Source organism: Streptomyces sp. NPDC020597 (genome assembly GCF_044335095.1).
Taxonomy (GTDB): domain Bacteria; phylum Actinomycetota; class Actinomycetes; order Streptomycetales; family Streptomycetaceae; genus Streptomyces.
Map to the genome: position 1 here is coordinate 108238 of NZ_JBIRUL010000003.1, position 15914 is coordinate 124151.

The window sequence follows — 15914 nt, forward strand, 5'->3', positions numbered from 1 at the left end:
CGGGACGCCGTCGCGGTCAGCCCGTGCGGTGCGTCGCCTCGTGTTCGTCGAGCAGCCGCGCGAGGTCGGACGGCCATACCGGCTCGGCGAGCGCACGCAGTTCCTGCCGGGTCCACCAGCGCCAGGTGAGGATGCCGTCGGCGGCGTGGGCGGCGGCCAGGTCGGGGCCGGCGGGTTCGCGGTGCGGGCCGGGGGTGACGTAGATGTGCTCGTGCTGGTGGACGAGGACGTCGAAGCGGGTGAAGAAGTGTTCCCAGGTGCACAGGAGGGGCCCGGGCTCCAGGTCGTCCCAGCCGGTCTCCTCGCGCAGCTCGCGCCGGGCGCCCTCGCGGGGCGACTCGCCTTCCTCGATTCCGCCGCCGGGCAGGGCCCAGTGCGGGCCGACGTCGGGGTTGACGTACCGGAAGAGGAGGACGGAGCCGTCGGGGTCGACGACGGCGACGCGGGCGGCTCGGCGCGAGCGGGGCAGCGGCTTGCGCAGCACGGCGCAGGGGCGCCCGTGTTGCAGATCCGGGCGGTGGCCGATCACCTCGTACCCGAGGGCCGTCCAGAACGCGAGGCCCTTGGGGTTGGCGTCGAGCACGGCGAGCCGGACGCCGTTGCGGCCGTCCGCCCGGAACCGTTCCTCGATCTGCTCGGCGATCCGGCGGCCGTGTCCCTGTCCGTGCGCTGCCGCGTCGACCATCAGCAGGCCGATCCAGGGGTCCGGGTCGGCGGGGTCGGGGTGCCGGGCCAGGGTGACGACCACCCCGACGAGTCTTCCGCCGCTACGGGCCAGCAGCACCTCCACCCCTTCGGTCGCCGCCTGTTCCGCGAGCGCCGCCGCCACCTGCTCGGGCCGGATGTCGAGCGGGTCCGGGAAGTCGCCGCTGAGAGCCTGGAACTCGCGGTTGGAGGCGTAGAGGGCGGTGAGTTCGGTGAGGAGGGGGCCCGGGATGTCGTGGCCGGCGGCCAGGGGGAGGGCAGTCAGGATCATGGGCCGCAGGGTAGGCCCGCCGGCCGATCGGACCCCGGCCATTTTCCGGAGCCCGAACGTTTCCAGAGTCCGGTCGATCAGGCCCGGTCGATCAGATCCCGGTCCCGGCCGATCACACTCCGACCGATTCCTCTCCGCCCTGCCCGCGCGAGAGCAGCATCCGCTCGAGGAGGTTGCGTGTCGCGCGCTCGACGCGCGGGTCGTGGTGGTCCTCGTCCTGGAGGGCGAGGGGCCAGAAGAAGGTGCCGGCGGCGAAGACCAGGGTGCCGTCCTCGTGTTCGGTGAGGCCGGTGTTCTGGATGCGCCGCTTGTGTCCGCTGCCCTTGGCGGACTTGTAGCGGTAGGGGGACTCCGAGAGCAGGGTGCGGGTGGCGCCCTTCGGTGACGGCATCCTGCTGTCGTAGCCGTCCGCCTCGACTGCCACGAGGTGGGCGATCTCCTCGCCGTCCTTGAGCCCGGTGCCCTCCCAGAACCAGTGGTCCGGCCGGCGGACGACCAGGGGCGCGGGTTTGGCCAGGATGCCGTTGTACTGGACGCCCAGCACGCCCTGTTCGGCGCGTCCGCACTTCTTGCCGTGCTTGTCCTCCAGGTCGCGCCAGCGCTCGGTGGGGCCGTTCGCGTCGGGGGACGGGTCCGGGGCGGTCTTGTAGCAGGCGACCGTGCGGGACGGTCTGCCGTCGGCCGCGCCGGTGAGCCGGATGTGGAAGTAGACGTTGTTGGCCGCGAGGAAGGCGATGTGGGTGCCGGCGCCCACGGCCTTGTCCAGGACGTCCCGCATGGGCTTCGACCAGTACTCGTCGTGACCGGGGAAGATCATCGCCGTGTAGCGCTCGGGGTTGATCCGGCCTTCGTGCAGGTCGGAGCTTGTGGCGTAGGTCACGTCGTGGCCCTCGGCCTCCACCCAGCGGGTGAAGGCGACGTCCAGTTCGGCCCACTTGGGCAGACCGTGGTCGGAGTAGGGGCGGTCGAACGACACCTGGAACGCGCGGTGGTTGCTGTCCGCGACCGCTCCGGGGCGGGGGTAGCCCCGGTAGAGGTTCTTGCCGGTGCGGCCGTCCATGGGCCATTGGTTGTAGGCCTGGTAGGTGGTGAAGGGGAGGACGACCAGGAGGTCCGACGCGCGGTTCTGCTCGCGGACGACGAACGGGGTGCAGCTGCGGTGGCCGTCCTCGGCCTCGAAGACGGCCACGTAGACGCCCGATATCCAGGTACCGGGGACGCGGTACGTCCACGACGGGCGCCAGTCGCACACGATGGCGCCGGTCTCGGGGTGCGGGGCGGGGACGGGCTGCCGGGAGCCGGTGAGCTGCGGCCCGGTGGCCATCAGGCGGCCGCCCTCGCCGTCGTAGTGGCCGAGCCGGTAGAGGGTGATGCGGAAGGGCTGCGGGGTCCGGACGGACACGTGGAAGGAGAGGGACTCCCCGGGGGCGACGGAAGCCGCCGACGCGTAGCCGTGGATCTGTCCCAGATGGTCCTTGGTGCTGAGGCGGGCGTCCGCGGGGACTTCCCAGTCCGGCGTGCCCTCGTGCGTGTTCTCGTTCACGACCGGGTTGGCGCCCGTGGCGGTGGCCTTGCGCACAGTCGGCGGGGACGCGGACGGGGGCTCTGCGGGCGTCTCGCGGTAGGCGTAGGCCGCTCCGATCCCGGCGGCGGCGACCGCCCCCACCCCGAACGTACCCATGGCCCTGCGACGACTGACGACGGACATGTGGAACAGGCCCCCCTGGCACCGGCACACGGTCCGCGCACGTGCTGATCACTCGTCGCACCGCCGTGTGGACTGTCAAACCTCTCTGCTGCACGCGCGACGGCTGGCTGTCGCACTGCAGGCTCGGGGCGGTGACGGTCGAGCGACTGGTCGAGCCGCTGGTCACATGAAGACCGCCCGCCCTCCTGATAGAGGGCGGGCGGTCCGGTGAGGTTGCCTGGGACGCCTCGGTTGTTCGAACGTCGTGTGACGTTCGGGTGATCAGACGCTGACGCCGAAGTCCTGGGCGATGCCCACGAGGCCCGACGCGTAACCCTGGCCGACCGCGCGGAACTTCCACTCCGCGCCGTTGCGGTAGAGCTCGCCGAAGACCATGGCCGTCTCGGTGGCCGCGTCCTCCGAGAGGTCGTAGCGGGCGATCTCGGCCCCGCCGGCCTGGTTGACGATGCGGATGTAGGCGTTGCGGACCTGGCCGAAGTTCTGCGAGCGGTTCTCCGCGTCGTAGATCGAGACCGGGAAGACGATCTTGTCGATGTCGGCGGGGAGACCCGCCAGGTTCACGTTGATCGCCTCGTCGTCGCCCGCGCCCTCGCCGGTGCGGTTGTCGCCGGTGTGGACGATGGTCTGGTCCGGCGTCTGCTTGTTGTTGAAGAAGACGAAGTGACCGTCGGAGTACACCTTGCCCTGGAGGTTGACCGCGATCGCGGAGGCGTCGAGGTCGAAGTCCGTGCCGGTGGTGGTGCGGACGTCCCAGCCGAGGCCCACGGTGACGGCGGTCAGGCCCGGAGCCTCCTTGGTGAGCGAGACGTTGCCACCCTTGGACAGGCTTACAGCCATGGTTGGGAGTCCTTCCCTCGTTGCGTACGGCTTCGTACGGGCTTCGTACGGGCACGAAGCTACAGCTATCCCTATGAACGCAGCGAAGGGTGCTCAAGGTTCCCCGCAACTCCGCGTTTCTTTACTTTCTTTACCGAGGGATATTCGCGTGACGCGGGCCGGTCCGGAGCGGGAACATGGTGGGCATGTCTGGTCCCTATGTCGTCCGCGGCTCGGTCTCGCTTCCCGAGGCCGAGCTCATGTGGCGTTTCTCGCGGTCTTCGGGGCCCGGCGGGCAGCACGTCAACACCAGCGACTCCCAGGTGGAGCTCCGCTTCGACCTCGCCCGCACCGAGGCGTTCCCCGAGGTGTGGAAGGCGCGGGCGCTCGAGCGGCTTGCCGGGCGGCTCGTCGACGGCGTCGTGACCGTCCGCGCCTCCGAGCACCGCTCCCAGTGGCGCAACCGCGAGACCGCCGCCGTACGCCTGGCCGCCCTGCTCGCCGAGGCCACCGCCCCGCCGCCCAAGCCGCGCCGGCCGACACGGATCCCGCGCGGGATCAACGAGCGCCGACTGCGGGAGAAGAAGCAGCGCTCCGACACGAAGCGGGGCAGGACCGGCCGCGACTGGTCGTGACGCCCGGGCGGGTCCGCCGTCGCCTCAGGGCCGGTCCAGGCGCAGGACGCCGACCGTCTCGCCCTCGCTCTTCTCGCCGTTCTTGCGGAACCCCAGCCGCAGATAGAAGTCCTCCGGCCCGTTCTCGCCCTCGTGCCAGGTGACGTACATCTCCCGGGTGCCGCGGCGGCGCAGTTCCGCGGCGACCGACTCCACGGCGAACCGGCCGTAGCCGCGGCCCTGTTCGCCGGCGGCGATGTTCAGCCGCCACAGGCCGGAGCGGAGCAGGGGGACCTCGCCGGTCCCGTCGGTCCAGTCGATGTCGAGGAAGGCCATCAGGAAGCCGACCGGACGGTCGCCGTCCATGATCAGGCGGGGCCAGGCGACGCCCGGCGGATGGACGTAGGCCTCGGCGAGGGACTTCATGACCGGGGAGACCGCGAACTCCTGGTCGGGGCGGACGCGAATGCCGGTCGCGGCCCCGAAGTTGCCGGGCGTGATCTCGACGAGACGCAGTCCGCAGGCCGCCCCTTCGCCCCTGTCACCCGTGTCGGCCCCGACGGTTCGGTCGGTTCCGTCGGCTCTGCCGGCTTTGTCGGTCGGGTCCGTCGCGCGGGTCATGCGGGCACCCTAGGGGGAGCGGTCATGTCGCGGCCACGGCATTTCGGCGCCCGGGCCGCCCCGGCGCACGGCCTGCGCCGTCAGCCCAACTGGCGGTAGCGGCCTCGGAAGTAGACCAGGGGGCCGCCGTCCGCGCTCGGGGTCGCGGCGGTCAGCACGCGGCCGATCACCAGGGTGTGATCGCCCGCCGGGACGCGTTGCTCGGTGGCGCATTCCAGGGTGGCCAGCGCGCCGCCGACCAGGGGCGCGCCGGTGGCCTCGCCGCGTTCGTACGGGATGTCCTCGAAGAGGAGGCGGTCGCTGATGCGGCCCTTCATGGCGAAGCGGCCGGCGATGTGCCGCTGGCTCTCGGAGAGGACCGACACCGCCCACCGGGGCTGTTCGTCGAGCAGATCGTCCATCCGGGAGCCGTTGCGCAGGCTGACCATGACCAGAGGCGGGTCCAGGGAGACGGACACGAAGGCGGTGGCGGTCATGCCGACGTCCTCGCCGTCCGGCGCCCGGGGGTCGTCCGGGTCCAGGGAGGGCTCCCGGGCGGTCACCAGGACCACGCCGTCGGCGAGCCGGGACATGGCGGCGCGGAACTCGTCGTTGCTCACCCCCTCAGCATGCCTGGAGGGGGTGTTCGGCACGGAGTCGATCACGTCGGTGGGCACGCTCGGAACGCTAGTGTCCGTGCGATGCCCGCCGCATCGGACCTCCGCCCGAGTAGGGTCGTAGGACCGTGGACCCATCACCGCGTTCCGTGCCCCGGCGGCTGCTGTCCGTGTTCAGGAAACGCACAGGAAAAACGCGGAAACTCCACTCAAATGTTCACGTTCATCTGTGACTTGAGTCACAAGACGCACTAATTGTTGACCCTGTGTACCGAGTGGGCAGCGCGCTGTGATTCAGTGGCGGAGGCGTCACAACAAGACACACACCGACAACGAAGCACCAGAAACGACGTTGCGCCGAAGACAACCCTTGATTCGCTGCGAAGTCTCGGGGGGAGGGCGAAACACATGGAGACCGAGTCGGAGCCGTACGTCCGTCTTGCGTCCCTGCGACAGCTGCACCAGGTCATGGCCGACATGAACACGGCCCGCAGCCTGGCCGACACACTGCAGACCGTCGCCGACGGCGTGGTCACGGCACTCGGGTACGAGCTGGCGTGCGTCAACCTCGTGCGCGGCGACGGCGATCTCGTGGTCGCCGCCTTCTCCGGCAACCCGGCGGCCGAGGCCCTCATCACGGGCCGGGTCGGATCGCGCGAGTCCTGGGAGCGCCGCCTCGGCATGGGCGAGACCTGGGGCGACCTGATCTTCATACCGCACACCGAGGGCTGGGTCCTCGACGACGACGACGTCCCGCAGTGGTACACCGACGGGCCCGCGCCGCGCTTCGAGGACGAGTGGCACCCCTCGGACCGGCTCTTCGCCCCCATGTACACGCCCGCCGCCGCCGGCAGCGGCGACGCCTGCGGCGAGCTGATAGGCGTCCTGTCCGTGGACCGGCCGCGCAACGGACGACGTCCCGGCGCGTGGGGGCGCGAAGCGCTCCAGATGTACGCCTTCCAGGCCGCCATCGCCATCAGCAACGCGCGTCTACGTGCGAACATGCAGCGGGCGCTGGTCCGGCTCGAACGTGAGCAGCAGGCCCTGCGCGCCAGCGAGGAAAGCTTCCGGCAGGCCTTCGAGTACGCCCCCTCCGGCATGGCGATAGCCGAGATGGGCGGCGACCAGCACGGGCGCATACTCCGCACCAACGACGCGCTGTGCCGCCTGCTGGGCCGGCCCGCCTCCGCGATGCGCCGCTACTCCTTCTCCGACCTCGTCCACCCCGAGGACATAGGCACCCTGCTCCGCACCTCCGCCGAAGGCGGCCGCGCGGAGCTGCGCCTCGGCCGCCGGGACGGCACCTACCTCTGGGTCAGCCTCCGCAACTCGGTCGTCGCCGACGCCGCCGACGGACCCCGCTTCCTCCTCACCCACGTCGAGGACATAGAGGAGCGCAAGCGCCGCGAGCTGCAGCTCGCCCACCGCGCCTCCCACGACTCCCTCACCGGCCTGCCGAACTCGGCGGAACTGCGCTCGCGGCTGTCCGCCCGGCTCTGCCAGCGGCCCCTGTCGACCCATCCCGCCGCCGTCGACGCCATGGACACCGCGTACGGCCACGCCGCCTTCGACACCAACGGCCACGGCTTCGACTACCGGCCGGGCGGCGCCGAGACCTTCGACGGCTACGACCACCATGTGCACACCGCCGCCCCCGAGGACGGGCGCGACGACGGCGCCAAGGGGCTCGCGGTCCTCTTCTGCGACCTCGACGGCTTCAAGTCGATCAACGACCGGTTCGGGCACAACGCGGGCGACGCGGTCCTCATCGAGGTGGCCCGCCGGCTCTCCCGCCAGGTCCGCGACGGCGACACGGTCGCCCGGCTCGGCGGCGACGAGTTCGTGATCCTCGCCGACGGCCTCGGCCGCGCCGACGCCGCCGACCTCGCCGTACGCCTGCGCAACGAGATCATCCAGCCGATCCGCGCCGAGGGGCGGGCGGTGCGGGTGGGCGCCAGCTTCGGCATCGGCTGGGCGCATTGCGGGATGACCGCGGACGAAGTGCTGAAGTCCGCCGACGAGCGCATGTACGTCGAGAAACGATCTCGTCCCAAACAGCACAGGCGTGCGGGATGATCACCAGGTCAGCGGCCCTGCCGCCGCGCTGATGCGATCCGAGTCACCCGTTTGGGCGGTGGGGACCGGGTAGGCTCGCAGTTCTCACACGTATGGACACGCGTACGCGTGTCGCATCGGCCCCGCACTGTTGAGGAGTACGAAGGGATGACGCCCGGCAATAACGGCGCGAGCACGCCCGAGGACGACGACCCGTTCGGTTACCTCTACGCCGACGGCCAGGCCAACGGCGCGCAGCCGCCCTCCGGCGGCGGTTACGGCTACCCGAACTCGGTCAGCAGAGTGCGTGCGGTCGGCGAGCGCCAGTACGGACAGCAGCCGCAGCAGCAGACCGCACAGTACGGGCAGCCGCCCACGGTTCCGCAGCAGGGCGCGTACGGTCAGCCGAACGCGCACTACGCCGCGCCCGAGAACTTCGCCGCCGGCGGTGGCCCCTCGACCGGCCGGCAGCCCGTGCAGGGCGGCGGCCGTGGCGGCGGGCCCAACACCAAGGGTCTGCTGATCGGCGCCGTCGCGGTGGTCGCCGCGGTCGTGATCGGCATCGTGGTGGTCGTCACCAACGGCGACAAGGGCACCGACGACGACAAGGCGGGCGGCGGCGCCTCCGCTCCGGCCTCCGCTCCCGCGAGCCCGTCGCCGAGCGCGTCGAGCACCGGCGACGCGAACGAGGCCGAGCTCCCGGCGGTCGACGCGAAGGCGGCGAACCTGGGAGAAGGCGTCACCACCTCTTCCGACGTAAAGGGCGCGAAGGCGGCTGACGGAATCTACGTCACGAACTTCAACACCCCTGGCGCGGAGCTCACCTGGAACGTCAGCGGCATCCCGAAGGACGGCAAGTACACGCTGAACGTGAACTTCGGGGTTCCCGGCAAGGACGCCAACGCCACGCTCACGATCAACGGCAAGGCGCAGGACCGTCCGCTGAACCTGAAGAACTTCGCCCATGCCCCTGAGGGCGACTACGCCAAGGGCTGGACCAACACCTGGGCGAACATCACCCTCAACAAGGGCACCAACACCATCAAGATCTCCTGTGAGCAGGGCAATTCCTGCGACGTCAACTTCGACCAGCTGTCGCTCGAGGCGGGCTGGAGGAGCTAGGTGGCCACTCTCCCTCGTCGCTGACCGACACCCGCGCCGTCAGCTCCTCGTAGGCGCGCCGGTCGAAGTCGCCGTCGGCCGGGGCCGTCGCGGTCGCCGTGGACAGGGCGACGGCGCGGGCCAGTCGGGCCGGCCAGGACAGGCGTTCCACGAGGCCCGAGAGCAGGCCCGCGACCACCGCGTCCCCGGCGCCCGCCGGGTCGCCGTGCAGATGGGCGGGCGGGGCGGCCCGCCAGCCGCCCTCCGGGGTGGCCGCGAGCAGACCCTGCGCGCCGAGTGAGGCCACCACGGCGTGCGCGCCGCGCCGGCGGGCGTCCTGGGCGGCGCGCAACGGCTCGTGGGAGCCGGTCAGTTCGGCCAGTTCGTCCGCGTCCGGCTTGACGACGTCCGGGCGGGCGGCGACGCCCCGGCGCAGCGGCTCCCCGCCGGTGTCCAGCAGCACGGGGACGCCCGCGGCCCGTGCCGCCCGTATCAGGCCCGCGTACGCTCCCACCGGCACTCCCGGCGGGAGGCTGCCGCACAGGGCCACCGCGTCGGCGCCGGCGAGCAGCCCTTCGTACGCCTCCCGGAAGGCGGACCACTCGGCCGGGGTGACGAGGGGGCCGGGTTCGTCGAAGCGGGTGGTGTCGCCGGTGCGGGTGTCGACGACGGCGACCGTGCGGCGGGTGGCGCCGGCGACCGGCACGAGCGCGTCCACCACGCGCGCGTGCGCGTTCCCGGCCGTCGCGGTGAACAGGTCCCGTACGATCCGGCCGGTGGCCCCGCCCGCGAAACCGGTCACCGTCGCCTCGTGACCGAGGGCGGCGAGCAGCCGCGCGACGTTCAGGCCCTTGCCGCCGGGCCGTTCCCGCACGTCGGTGACCCGGTGCAGGGAGTGCGGGACGAGGGCCGGCACCCGGTGGACGACGTCGAGCGCGATGTTCAGCGTGACGGTGAGGATCACCTGGTGCGGCCTCCCCCGAAAGCGTGCGTCGATGGCTTGATCCGGATCCTGTGCGGCGTCCGGTGGCCCGATCATGCCAAAGAGACGGTGGTCGGCCCAGTCCTCGGGCCGGCCACCGTCGTCGTGCGGGCGGGTGTTTCAGGCCAGGTCGGGAGCCACCACCCAGGCGCCCTTGCGCATCACGCCTCTGACCTCGAAGGCGTCGTCCAGCAGGACCAGGTCGGCGTCCTTGCCCGGCTCCAGGGAGCCGACGCGGTCGGCCAGGCCCAGCAGGCGGGCCGGGTTGGCGGACAGCGCGGCGACGACGTCCTCGACGGGGAGGCGGTCGATCGTCACCGCCCGCTGGAAGGCGCGGTCCAGGGTGAGGGTGGAGCCGGCGATGGAGCCGCCCTCCACGAGACGGGCCACGCCCTCGCTGACCTCGACCGCCAGCGGACCGAGCAGATAGCGGCCGTCGCCGATGCCGGCGGCGTCCATCGCGTCCGTGATGAACGCGACCCGGCCCGGGCCCGCGTGACGGAACGCCAGCTCGAGTGCGGCCGGGTGCAGATGCGTGCCGTCGTTGATCAGCTCGACCGTCACCCGCTCGTCCTGAAGGAGGGCGGCGATCGGGCCGGGGGCGCGGTGCCCGAGGGGCGGCATCGCGTTGAAGAGATGGGTGGCGACGGTGGCTCCGGCCTCGATGGCCTGAACGGTCTGCTCGTAGGTGGCGTCGGTGTGGCCGACGGCCGCGATCACGCCGTGCTCCGCCAGCAGCCGTACGGAGTCCAGGCCGCCCGGCAGTTCGGTCGCCAGGGTGACCATCCTGGCGTGGCCGCGCGCCGCGTCGACCAGCTTGCGCACCTCCGCCGGGTCCGGGTCGCGCAGCAGGGCCTCGGAGTGCGCGCCCTTGCGGCAGGGCGAGATGAACGGGCCCTCGAAGTGGATGCCGGCCAGGTCGCCCTGTTCGGCCAGTTCGCTCAGCAGGCCGGCCTGGCGGACGAGGACGTCCATGTCGTCGGTGACGGTGGAGGCGACGAGCGTGGTGGTGCCGTGCGACCGGTGGGTGCGGACGGCTTTCAGGACGTCCTCGGCCGAACCGGAGAAGGAGGCTCCGCCGCCGCCGTGGTTGTGCAGGTCGACGAAGCCGGGGACCAGCCAGTGGCCGGACACGTCCAGCACGTCGGTCACGTCGGTCACGTCGGATGCGTCGAACGCGGCGGACGCGCCTTCGGCGTCCTGACCGGTCCCGTGCCGGGGCGCGGCCGTGATCTTCGTGCCGGTGACGGTGACGCGGCCGCCCATGACCGTGCCCGTCGGCAGGACCACCCTGGCGCCGGTCAGCGCCTGCGGGCGGTGCGAGGTGGTCGGCTGCGCAGTTCCCCGCGTCCCTGGGGGAGTGGCCATCAGGGTGTTACCTCCATGCCGTCGGTCGTGTTGAGGAGATCCCAGGCCAGGAGGCCCGCGCCGAGGCATCCGGCGCTGTCGCCCAGGGCCGCCGGAACGATCTCCGGCAGCTTCTGGAAGGTCACGCGCCGCCGGACGGCGTCCCGCAGCGGTGTGAACAAGGCTTCCCCCGCCTCGGCGAGGCCGCCACCGATGACGAGCGTGCGCGGGTCCAGCAGGGTGAGGCCGGTGACCAGTCCGTCGGCGAGGGCGTCCACGGCCCCCTGCCAGACGCGGACGGCCTCGGGGTCGCCGGACGTGAAGGCCTTCGCGCAGTCCGCGGCGTCCGCCTGCGGGTCGCCGACGGCCGCCGCCCACGCCTCGCCGACCGCCGCCGCGGACGCGAACCGTTCCAGGCAGCCGCGCTGCCCGCACGGACAGGGGGCGCCGCCTGGCCGTACGACGATGTGGCCGATCTCGCCCGCGAAGCCGTGCGCGCCCGCCTCCACCCGGCCGTCGACGCCGATCGCGCCGGCGATGCCGGTGCCCAGCGCCACGAACAGGAAGCGGTCCGCGCCGCGGGCGGCGCCGATCCGGCCCTCGGCGAGACCGCCGGTGCGCACGTCGTGGCCGAGGGCGACCGGGGCGCCGAGGCGTTCGGCGAGCCGGGCGCGCAGCGGCACGTCCCGCCAGCCCAGGTTGGCCGCGTAGACGGCGACGCCGCCGGCCTCGTCGACGATGCCGGGCACGGCGACGCCGGCCGCGGCGGCGGGCTCGCCGAACTGCCGGGCGCCGTACCGGCGCAGGTCGGCGGCGAAGTCGAGGATGCCGGCGACCACGGCGTCGGGTCCGCGCTCGCGGCCGGTGTCCCTGCGGGCCCGGTGCAGCAGTGTGCCTCCCCCGGAGGGGGGACCCCCAGCGCCGATCAGGGCGGCCTTCATCCCGGTGCCGCCCACGTCCAGGGCGATGACATGTCTCACGGGGGACAGTGTGGACCGAGGAACCGCGAGAGGTCTAGTCCACTCGCGGTTGTGGGGGTACCGTGCCGGACCGGAGGCCCGGAGAGGTCTGGACCATATGGTGTGGTGTAGACCTTGATCCGGATATCGGTCCATTGGTATGAGCAATCAGTTGGGAGCAGTGCGGTGCAGCGGCGGGCACGAAAGTCAGCAATGATCACGGCAGGTGTGGCGGGGGTGTCCGCGCTCGGCCTGGCCGCGGTGCTCACCGGCTGCGGACTGACCGCCGGCTCCGACGACGTCACCCTCAGACTCGTCGCCGCCGACTACGGCGACAGCAGCGCCAACAGCTCGAAGAAGTACTGGGACGGACTTGTCGCCGCGTACGAGAAGGACCACCCGGGGGTCACCGTCGACGTGAGCGTGTACTCCTGGAACGACGTCGACGCGAAGGTCAAGGCCATGGTCGACGCGGGCGACGCCCCCGACATGGCCCAGATCGGCGCCTACGCCGACTACGCGGCCGACGACCTGCTCTACAAGGCGGGCGACGTGCTCTCCATCCCCGTCGAGGCCGACTTCGTGCCCCAGCTCGCCCGGGCGGGCCAGGTGCGCGGCGTGCAGTACGGCATGCCGTTCGCCTCCTCCACCCGGCTGCTGTTCTACAACAAGGCCCTCTTCGCCCGGGCCGGCATCAGCGCGCCCACCACCTGGGCCGAGCTCGCGAAGGACGCGCGGGCGCTCAAGAAAGACGGCGTGAAATACCCCTACGCCCTGCCGCTGGGCCCCGAGGAGGCGCAGGCCGAGACCCTGCAGTGGCTGCTCAGCGGCCGGGGCGGCTACACCCAGACGGTCAGCAGCTACAGCTTCGACTCCGCCGAGAACGTCGAGACCCTCGACTGGCTGAAGACCGACCTGGTCGGCAAGGGCCTGACCGGGCCCGTCGCGCCGGGCAAGCTGAACCGGGCCGCCGCGTTCGCCGCGTTCGCCGCTGGAGACGTGGGCATGCTCAACGGGCACCCCTCGCTGATGAAGGCGGCGGCCGCCAAGGGCGTCGAGTTCGGCATGGTGCCGATGCCGGGCGTCGACGGCCCCAGCAAGACCTCCCTGGGCGTCGCCGACTGGATGACCGCCTTCAAGCGGGGCGGACACGGCGACGAGATCGGCGACTTCCTCGACTTCGTCTACAGCGAGAAGAACGTGCTGGACTTCTCCCACGAGTACGACCTGCTGCCGGTCACCACCTCCGCGTCCCAGGTCATGGGCTCGGCCGAGGAGGACGCCGACCTGAAGCCGTTCCTGGCGGAGCTCCCGCTGTCCGAGAGCTACCCCGTCGGACGGACCTCGTGGGCGAAGGTCAGCTCGGAGATCAAGAAGCGGATCGGCCGGGCCGTGACCGCGAACGGCAGCCCCGCCGACGTGCTCGGCGACCTGCAGACCACCGCGACGACACTGGAGAGCGCCGCCGGCGAATGAGCCGGACGAGTCGATGTCACCGGCGGGCGTTACCGTGCGGGCATGGAGGCAGGCAGCGAGGCGGGCGGCGGCGCGGCAGACGAGCGGCGGGCGGGCACGGACGGACTGGGGGCGCGGGAGCGCGGCATCCTCGCCCTCGAACGGCGGGGCTTCCTGGGACCCGGCGCGAAGGAACGGGCGATACGCGAGGAACTCGACCTGTCCCCGGTGCGCTACTACCAGCTCCTCAACGCCCTCCTCGACGACACCCGCGCGCTGGCCCACGACCCGGTGACGGTGAACAGGCTGCGCCGGGTGAGAGAAGCGAGACGGACGGAACGTTAGCGACGGCGCTCGCTGGTTATCGTGCCTGTATGGGCACCCCACAGACGCACTCCCCGGCATCCGGCCCCCTTCCCGTTCCGGTGACCCCGGCCGGCCGCGCGGCGCTCGACGCGATCGTCGGCCGCCCGGGGGCCGCCCTCGTCGCCCTCGACTTCGACGGCACCCTCGCCCCCATCGTCGAGAACCCGCAGGACGCCCGGGCGCACCCCGACGCCGTCCCCGCGCTCGCCGCGCTCGCCCCGAAAGTCGCCGGCGTGGCCGTCGTCACCGGCCGGCCCGCCGAGGTCGCCGTACGGCACGGCGGATTCGCCGGGGTCGAGGGACTGGGCCGGCTCACCGTGCTCGGCCACTACGGCGCCGAGCGCTGGGACGCCCGCACCGGCGCCCTCAGCGCCCCCGAACCGCACCCCGGCGTGGCCGCCGTCCTGGCCGCGCTCCCGCGGGTCCTCGCGGCCGCCGGAGACCGGCCCGGCGTCTGGATCGAGGAGAAGGGCGGCCGTGCCGTCGCCGTCCACACCCGCCGCGCCGACGACCCGCAGGCCGCCTTCGACGCCCTGCGCGGCCCCCTCACCGACCTCGCGGCCCGGCACGGCCTGATCGTCGAACCCGGCCGTATGGTCCTGGAGCTGCGCCCGCCGGGCATGGACAAGGGCGTGGCCCTGCTGGACCACGTCCGCGAGACGGGCGCCAGGTCCGTGCTCTACGCCGGCGACGACCTCGGCGACCTCCCCGCGTTCGCCGCCGTCGAGAAACTGCGCGCCGACGGCGTGCCCGGCCTGCTGGTGTGCAGCGGCAGCGCCGAGGTCGGCGAACTGGCCGAGCGCGCGGACCTCGTCGTCGACGGACCCGCCGGGGTCGTACGGCTGCTGCGGCAGCTGGCCGCTCAGCTCGGCTGAATCGCGCGCAGGGCGTTCAGCTGGTCCAGGAACCAGCGGGCCGGGGGCAGCGCGGTCGCCGCGGCGGACAGCCGCTTCGTGCGCTCGGCCCGCTCCTCCGGCGCCATGGACAGCGCCTCGTGCAGGGCGCGGGCGGTCTCCAGGACGTCGTACGGGTTCACCGTGAGGGCGTCCTCGCGCAGCTCCCAGTACGCGCCCGCCTCCCGGGACAGCACCAGCGCGCAGCCCTCGTCGGAGACGACCGGGACCTCCTTGGCGACCAGGTTCATGCCGTCGCGGATCGGGTTGACCAGCGCGACGTCCGCGAGGCGGTAGGAGGCGAGGGAGCGGGCGAAGTCGTCCTTGAGGTTCAGCAGCACCGGGGTCCAGCCGGGCGTGCCGTAACCGGCGTTGATCTCGTCCGTCAGGCGCCGCACCTCGGCCATGTAGTCCCGGTAGACGGCGAGGTCCTGGCGGGAGGGGTAGGCGAACGCCACGTGGACGACGCGTTCGCGCCACTCCGGGTGGTCGTCGAGGAGCTGCCGGTAGGCCAGCAGCCCGCGCACGATGTTCTTCGACAGCTCGGTGCGGTCGACGCGGACGATGGCCTTGCGCCCCTCGCCGATCTCCTCGCGCAGCGCCGCCATCCGCTCCTCGACGTCCGGCCGGTGCGCGCGCTCGCGCAGGAAGTCGGCGTCCGCGCCGAGACCGTGCACGCCGACCTCGGCGCCGCCCAGGCCCCCGGTGGACTGCTCGCAGCACGCGGTGAAGGCGTCCGCCCAGCGCCGGGTGAGGAAACCCAGCCGGTCCGCGCCCAGCATGCCCCGCAGCAGCTGCTCACGGATGTCCCGCGGGAGCAGGGCGAAGTAGTCCGGGGGCGCCCACGGCGTGTGCGAGAAGTGCCCGATCCGCAGGTCGGGACGGAGCTCGCGGAGCATGCCGGGGACGAGACACAGGTGGTAGTCCTGGACCAGCACCGCCGCGCCGTCCGCCGCATCCTCGGCGAGCGCCTCGGCGAAGGCCCGGTTGTACGTCTCGTACGCGGCCCACTGGCGGCGGAACTCCGCGTCGAAGACCGGCTCCAGCGGGGTCTGGTACAGCAGGTGGTGGACGAACCAGAGCACCGAGTTGGCGATGCCGTTGTACGCGTCGGCGTGCACGTCGGCCGGGACGGGCAGCATGCGCACGCCCTCCTCGCCGACCCCGCGCCGGACCGCCTCGCGGTCGCCGTCGGAGAGCGCCGAGCACACCCACAGCGCGCCGACGTCGGGGCCGATGGCCGACAGACCGGAGACCAGTCCGCCGCCGCCGCGTCTGGCGTGCAGCGAGCCGTCCTCGCGCACCTCGTAGGAGACCGGACCGCGGTTGGACGCGACCAGCACCTCGGCGCCCCGGGCGGCAGACGTGTCGTGCGTGGAAGCCATAGACCTCAACCTAGCCCGCTCCGTAAACGCTCAAACGTAC

15 protein-coding genes are annotated in these 15914 nt (G+C 72.4%); 6 read left to right on the forward strand and 9 right to left on the reverse strand.

What is annotated here, in order from left to right; all coding sequences use genetic code 11:
* Nucleotides 1–16 precede the first annotated feature (16 nt).
* The 3 genes from ACH4ZA_RS06650 to ACH4ZA_RS06660 form a co-directional block, all read right to left on the reverse strand.
* The gene (locus ACH4ZA_RS06650) at nucleotides 17–976 is read right to left on the reverse strand and encodes a bifunctional GNAT family N-acetyltransferase/NUDIX hydrolase (protein WP_319278047.1); all 960 of its coding nucleotides are present in this window, start codon (nucleotides 974–976) and stop codon (nucleotides 17–19) included.
* A 112-nt stretch (nucleotides 977–1088) separates the two neighbouring features.
* Nucleotides 1089–2684 carry a N,N-dimethylformamidase beta subunit family domain-containing protein gene (locus ACH4ZA_RS06655; protein ID WP_319278049.1) on the reverse strand — a complete coding sequence of 532 codons (1596 nt, stop codon included), beginning with the start codon at nucleotides 2682–2684 and terminating at the stop codon, nucleotides 1089–1091.
* 261 nt (nucleotides 2685–2945) lie between these two features.
* The gene (locus ACH4ZA_RS06660) at nucleotides 2946–3521 is read right to left on the reverse strand and encodes a TerD family protein (RefSeq protein WP_057579155.1); all 576 of its coding nucleotides are present in this window, start codon (nucleotides 3519–3521) and stop codon (nucleotides 2946–2948) included.
* Nucleotides 3522–3697: 176 nt separating this feature from the next.
* On the opposite strand from ACH4ZA_RS06660, the gene arfB reads away from it, so the two are divergent.
* Nucleotides 3698–4135, forward strand: coding sequence for an alternative ribosome rescue aminoacyl-tRNA hydrolase ArfB (arfB, locus tag ACH4ZA_RS06665; RefSeq protein ID WP_319278050.1), 438 nt, complete (start codon nucleotides 3698–3700; stop codon nucleotides 4133–4135).
* A 24-nt stretch (nucleotides 4136–4159) separates the two neighbouring features.
* On the opposite strand, the gene ACH4ZA_RS06670 is transcribed toward arfB, so the two are convergent.
* Entirely contained in the window at nucleotides 4160–4735 is a 576-nt protein-coding gene (locus ACH4ZA_RS06670) for a GNAT family N-acetyltransferase (protein WP_398428328.1), read from the reverse strand.
* A gap of 80 nt (nucleotides 4736–4815) precedes the next feature.
* Complete coding sequence (locus ACH4ZA_RS06675; protein WP_398428330.1) at nucleotides 4816–5391, reverse strand: flavin reductase family protein; 576 nt, start codon at nucleotides 5389–5391, stop codon at nucleotides 4816–4818.
* Between the two features lie 348 nt (nucleotides 5392–5739).
* On the opposite strand from ACH4ZA_RS06675, the gene cdgB reads away from it, so the two are divergent.
* On the forward strand, nucleotides 5740–7407 hold the full coding sequence (cdgB, locus tag ACH4ZA_RS06680; protein ID WP_398428332.1) for a diguanylate cyclase CdgB: 1668 nt from the start codon (nucleotides 5740–5742) through the stop codon (nucleotides 7405–7407).
* A gap of 147 nt (nucleotides 7408–7554) precedes the next feature.
* Nucleotides 7555–8508 carry a CBM35 domain-containing protein gene (locus tag ACH4ZA_RS06685; protein WP_398428334.1) on the forward strand — a complete coding sequence of 318 codons (954 nt, stop codon included), beginning with the start codon at nucleotides 7555–7557 and terminating at the stop codon, nucleotides 8506–8508.
* On the opposite strand, the gene ACH4ZA_RS06690 is transcribed toward ACH4ZA_RS06685, so the two are convergent.
* The 3 genes from ACH4ZA_RS06690 to ACH4ZA_RS06700 all read right to left on the reverse strand — a co-directional run bounded on the left by ACH4ZA_RS06690 (nucleotide 8465) and on the right by ACH4ZA_RS06700 (nucleotide 11796).
* A complete protein-coding gene (locus ACH4ZA_RS06690) occupies nucleotides 8465–9451 on the reverse strand; it encodes a 1-phosphofructokinase family hexose kinase (RefSeq protein ID WP_398428336.1) in 987 nt (328 codons plus the stop codon). The two genes, ACH4ZA_RS06685 and ACH4ZA_RS06690, sit on opposite strands and share 44 nt — an antisense overlap.
* Nucleotides 9452–9589: 138 nt before the next feature.
* Complete coding sequence (gene nagA, locus ACH4ZA_RS06695; protein ID WP_398428338.1) at nucleotides 9590–10837, reverse strand: N-acetylglucosamine-6-phosphate deacetylase; 1248 nt, start codon at nucleotides 10835–10837, stop codon at nucleotides 9590–9592.
* Entirely contained in the window at nucleotides 10837–11796 is a 960-nt protein-coding gene (locus ACH4ZA_RS06700) for an ROK family protein (RefSeq protein ID WP_319278060.1), read from the reverse strand. The genes nagA and ACH4ZA_RS06700 overlap by 1 nt, the downstream gene beginning before the upstream one ends.
* Before the next feature lie 192 nt (nucleotides 11797–11988).
* Between ACH4ZA_RS06700 and ACH4ZA_RS06705 the strand changes: the two genes are divergently transcribed.
* From ACH4ZA_RS06705 to otsB, 3 genes are read left to right on the forward strand one after another with little or no spacing between them, the layout of a single operon-like run.
* Nucleotides 11989–13251 (forward strand): extracellular solute-binding protein, encoded by a 1263-nt coding sequence (locus ACH4ZA_RS06705; protein WP_319278062.1) that lies wholly within the window; start codon nucleotides 11989–11991, stop codon nucleotides 13249–13251.
* A gap of 42 nt (nucleotides 13252–13293) precedes the next feature.
* A complete protein-coding gene (locus ACH4ZA_RS06710; RefSeq protein ID WP_319278064.1) occupies nucleotides 13294–13575 on the forward strand; it encodes a DUF3263 domain-containing protein in 282 nt (93 codons plus the stop codon).
* A 29-nt stretch (nucleotides 13576–13604) separates the two neighbouring features.
* A complete protein-coding gene (otsB, locus tag ACH4ZA_RS06715; RefSeq protein ID WP_398428339.1) occupies nucleotides 13605–14471 on the forward strand; it encodes a trehalose-phosphatase in 867 nt (288 codons plus the stop codon).
* Here the strand turns inward: otsB and ACH4ZA_RS06720 are convergent.
* Nucleotides 14459–15874 (reverse strand): trehalose-6-phosphate synthase, encoded by a 1416-nt coding sequence (locus tag ACH4ZA_RS06720; protein ID WP_319278068.1) that lies wholly within the window; start codon nucleotides 15872–15874, stop codon nucleotides 14459–14461. The two genes, otsB and ACH4ZA_RS06720, sit on opposite strands and share 13 nt — an antisense overlap.
* Between the last annotated feature and the right edge of the window lie 40 nt (nucleotides 15875–15914).

Bases quoted from the DNA above. Each gene is read 5' to 3' on its own strand.
- ACH4ZA_RS06650 (WP_319278047.1), bottom strand. From the start codon at position 976: ATGATCCTGACTGCCCTCCCCCTGGCCGCCGGCCACGACATCCCGGGC.
- ACH4ZA_RS06655 (WP_319278049.1), bottom strand. From the start codon at position 2,684: ATGTCCGTCGTCAGTCGTCGCAGGGCCATGGGTACGTTCGGGGTGGGG.
- ACH4ZA_RS06660 (WP_057579155.1), bottom strand. From the start codon at position 3,521: ATGGCTGTAAGCCTGTCCAAGGGTGGCAACGTCTCGCTCACCAAGGAG.
- arfB (WP_319278050.1), top strand. From the start codon at position 3,698: ATGGTGGGCATGTCTGGTCCCTATGTCGTCCGCGGCTCGGTCTCGCTT.
- ACH4ZA_RS06670 (WP_398428328.1), bottom strand. From the start codon at position 4,735: ATGACCCGCGCGACGGACCCGACCGACAAAGCCGGCAGAGCCGACGGA.
- cdgB (WP_398428332.1), top strand. From the start codon at position 5,740: ATGGAGACCGAGTCGGAGCCGTACGTCCGTCTTGCGTCCCTGCGACAG.
- ACH4ZA_RS06685 (WP_398428334.1), top strand. From the start codon at position 7,555: ATGACGCCCGGCAATAACGGCGCGAGCACGCCCGAGGACGACGACCCG.
- nagA (WP_398428338.1), bottom strand. From the start codon at position 10,837: ATGGCCACTCCCCCAGGGACGCGGGGAACTGCGCAGCCGACCACCTCG.
- ACH4ZA_RS06705 (WP_319278062.1), top strand. From the start codon at position 11,989: ATGATCACGGCAGGTGTGGCGGGGGTGTCCGCGCTCGGCCTGGCCGCG.
- ACH4ZA_RS06710 (WP_319278064.1), top strand. From the start codon at position 13,294: ATGGAGGCAGGCAGCGAGGCGGGCGGCGGCGCGGCAGACGAGCGGCGG.
- otsB (WP_398428339.1), top strand. From the start codon at position 13,605: ATGGGCACCCCACAGACGCACTCCCCGGCATCCGGCCCCCTTCCCGTT.
- ACH4ZA_RS06720 (WP_319278068.1), bottom strand. From the start codon at position 15,874: ATGGCTTCCACGCACGACACGTCTGCCGCCCGGGGCGCCGAGGTGCTG.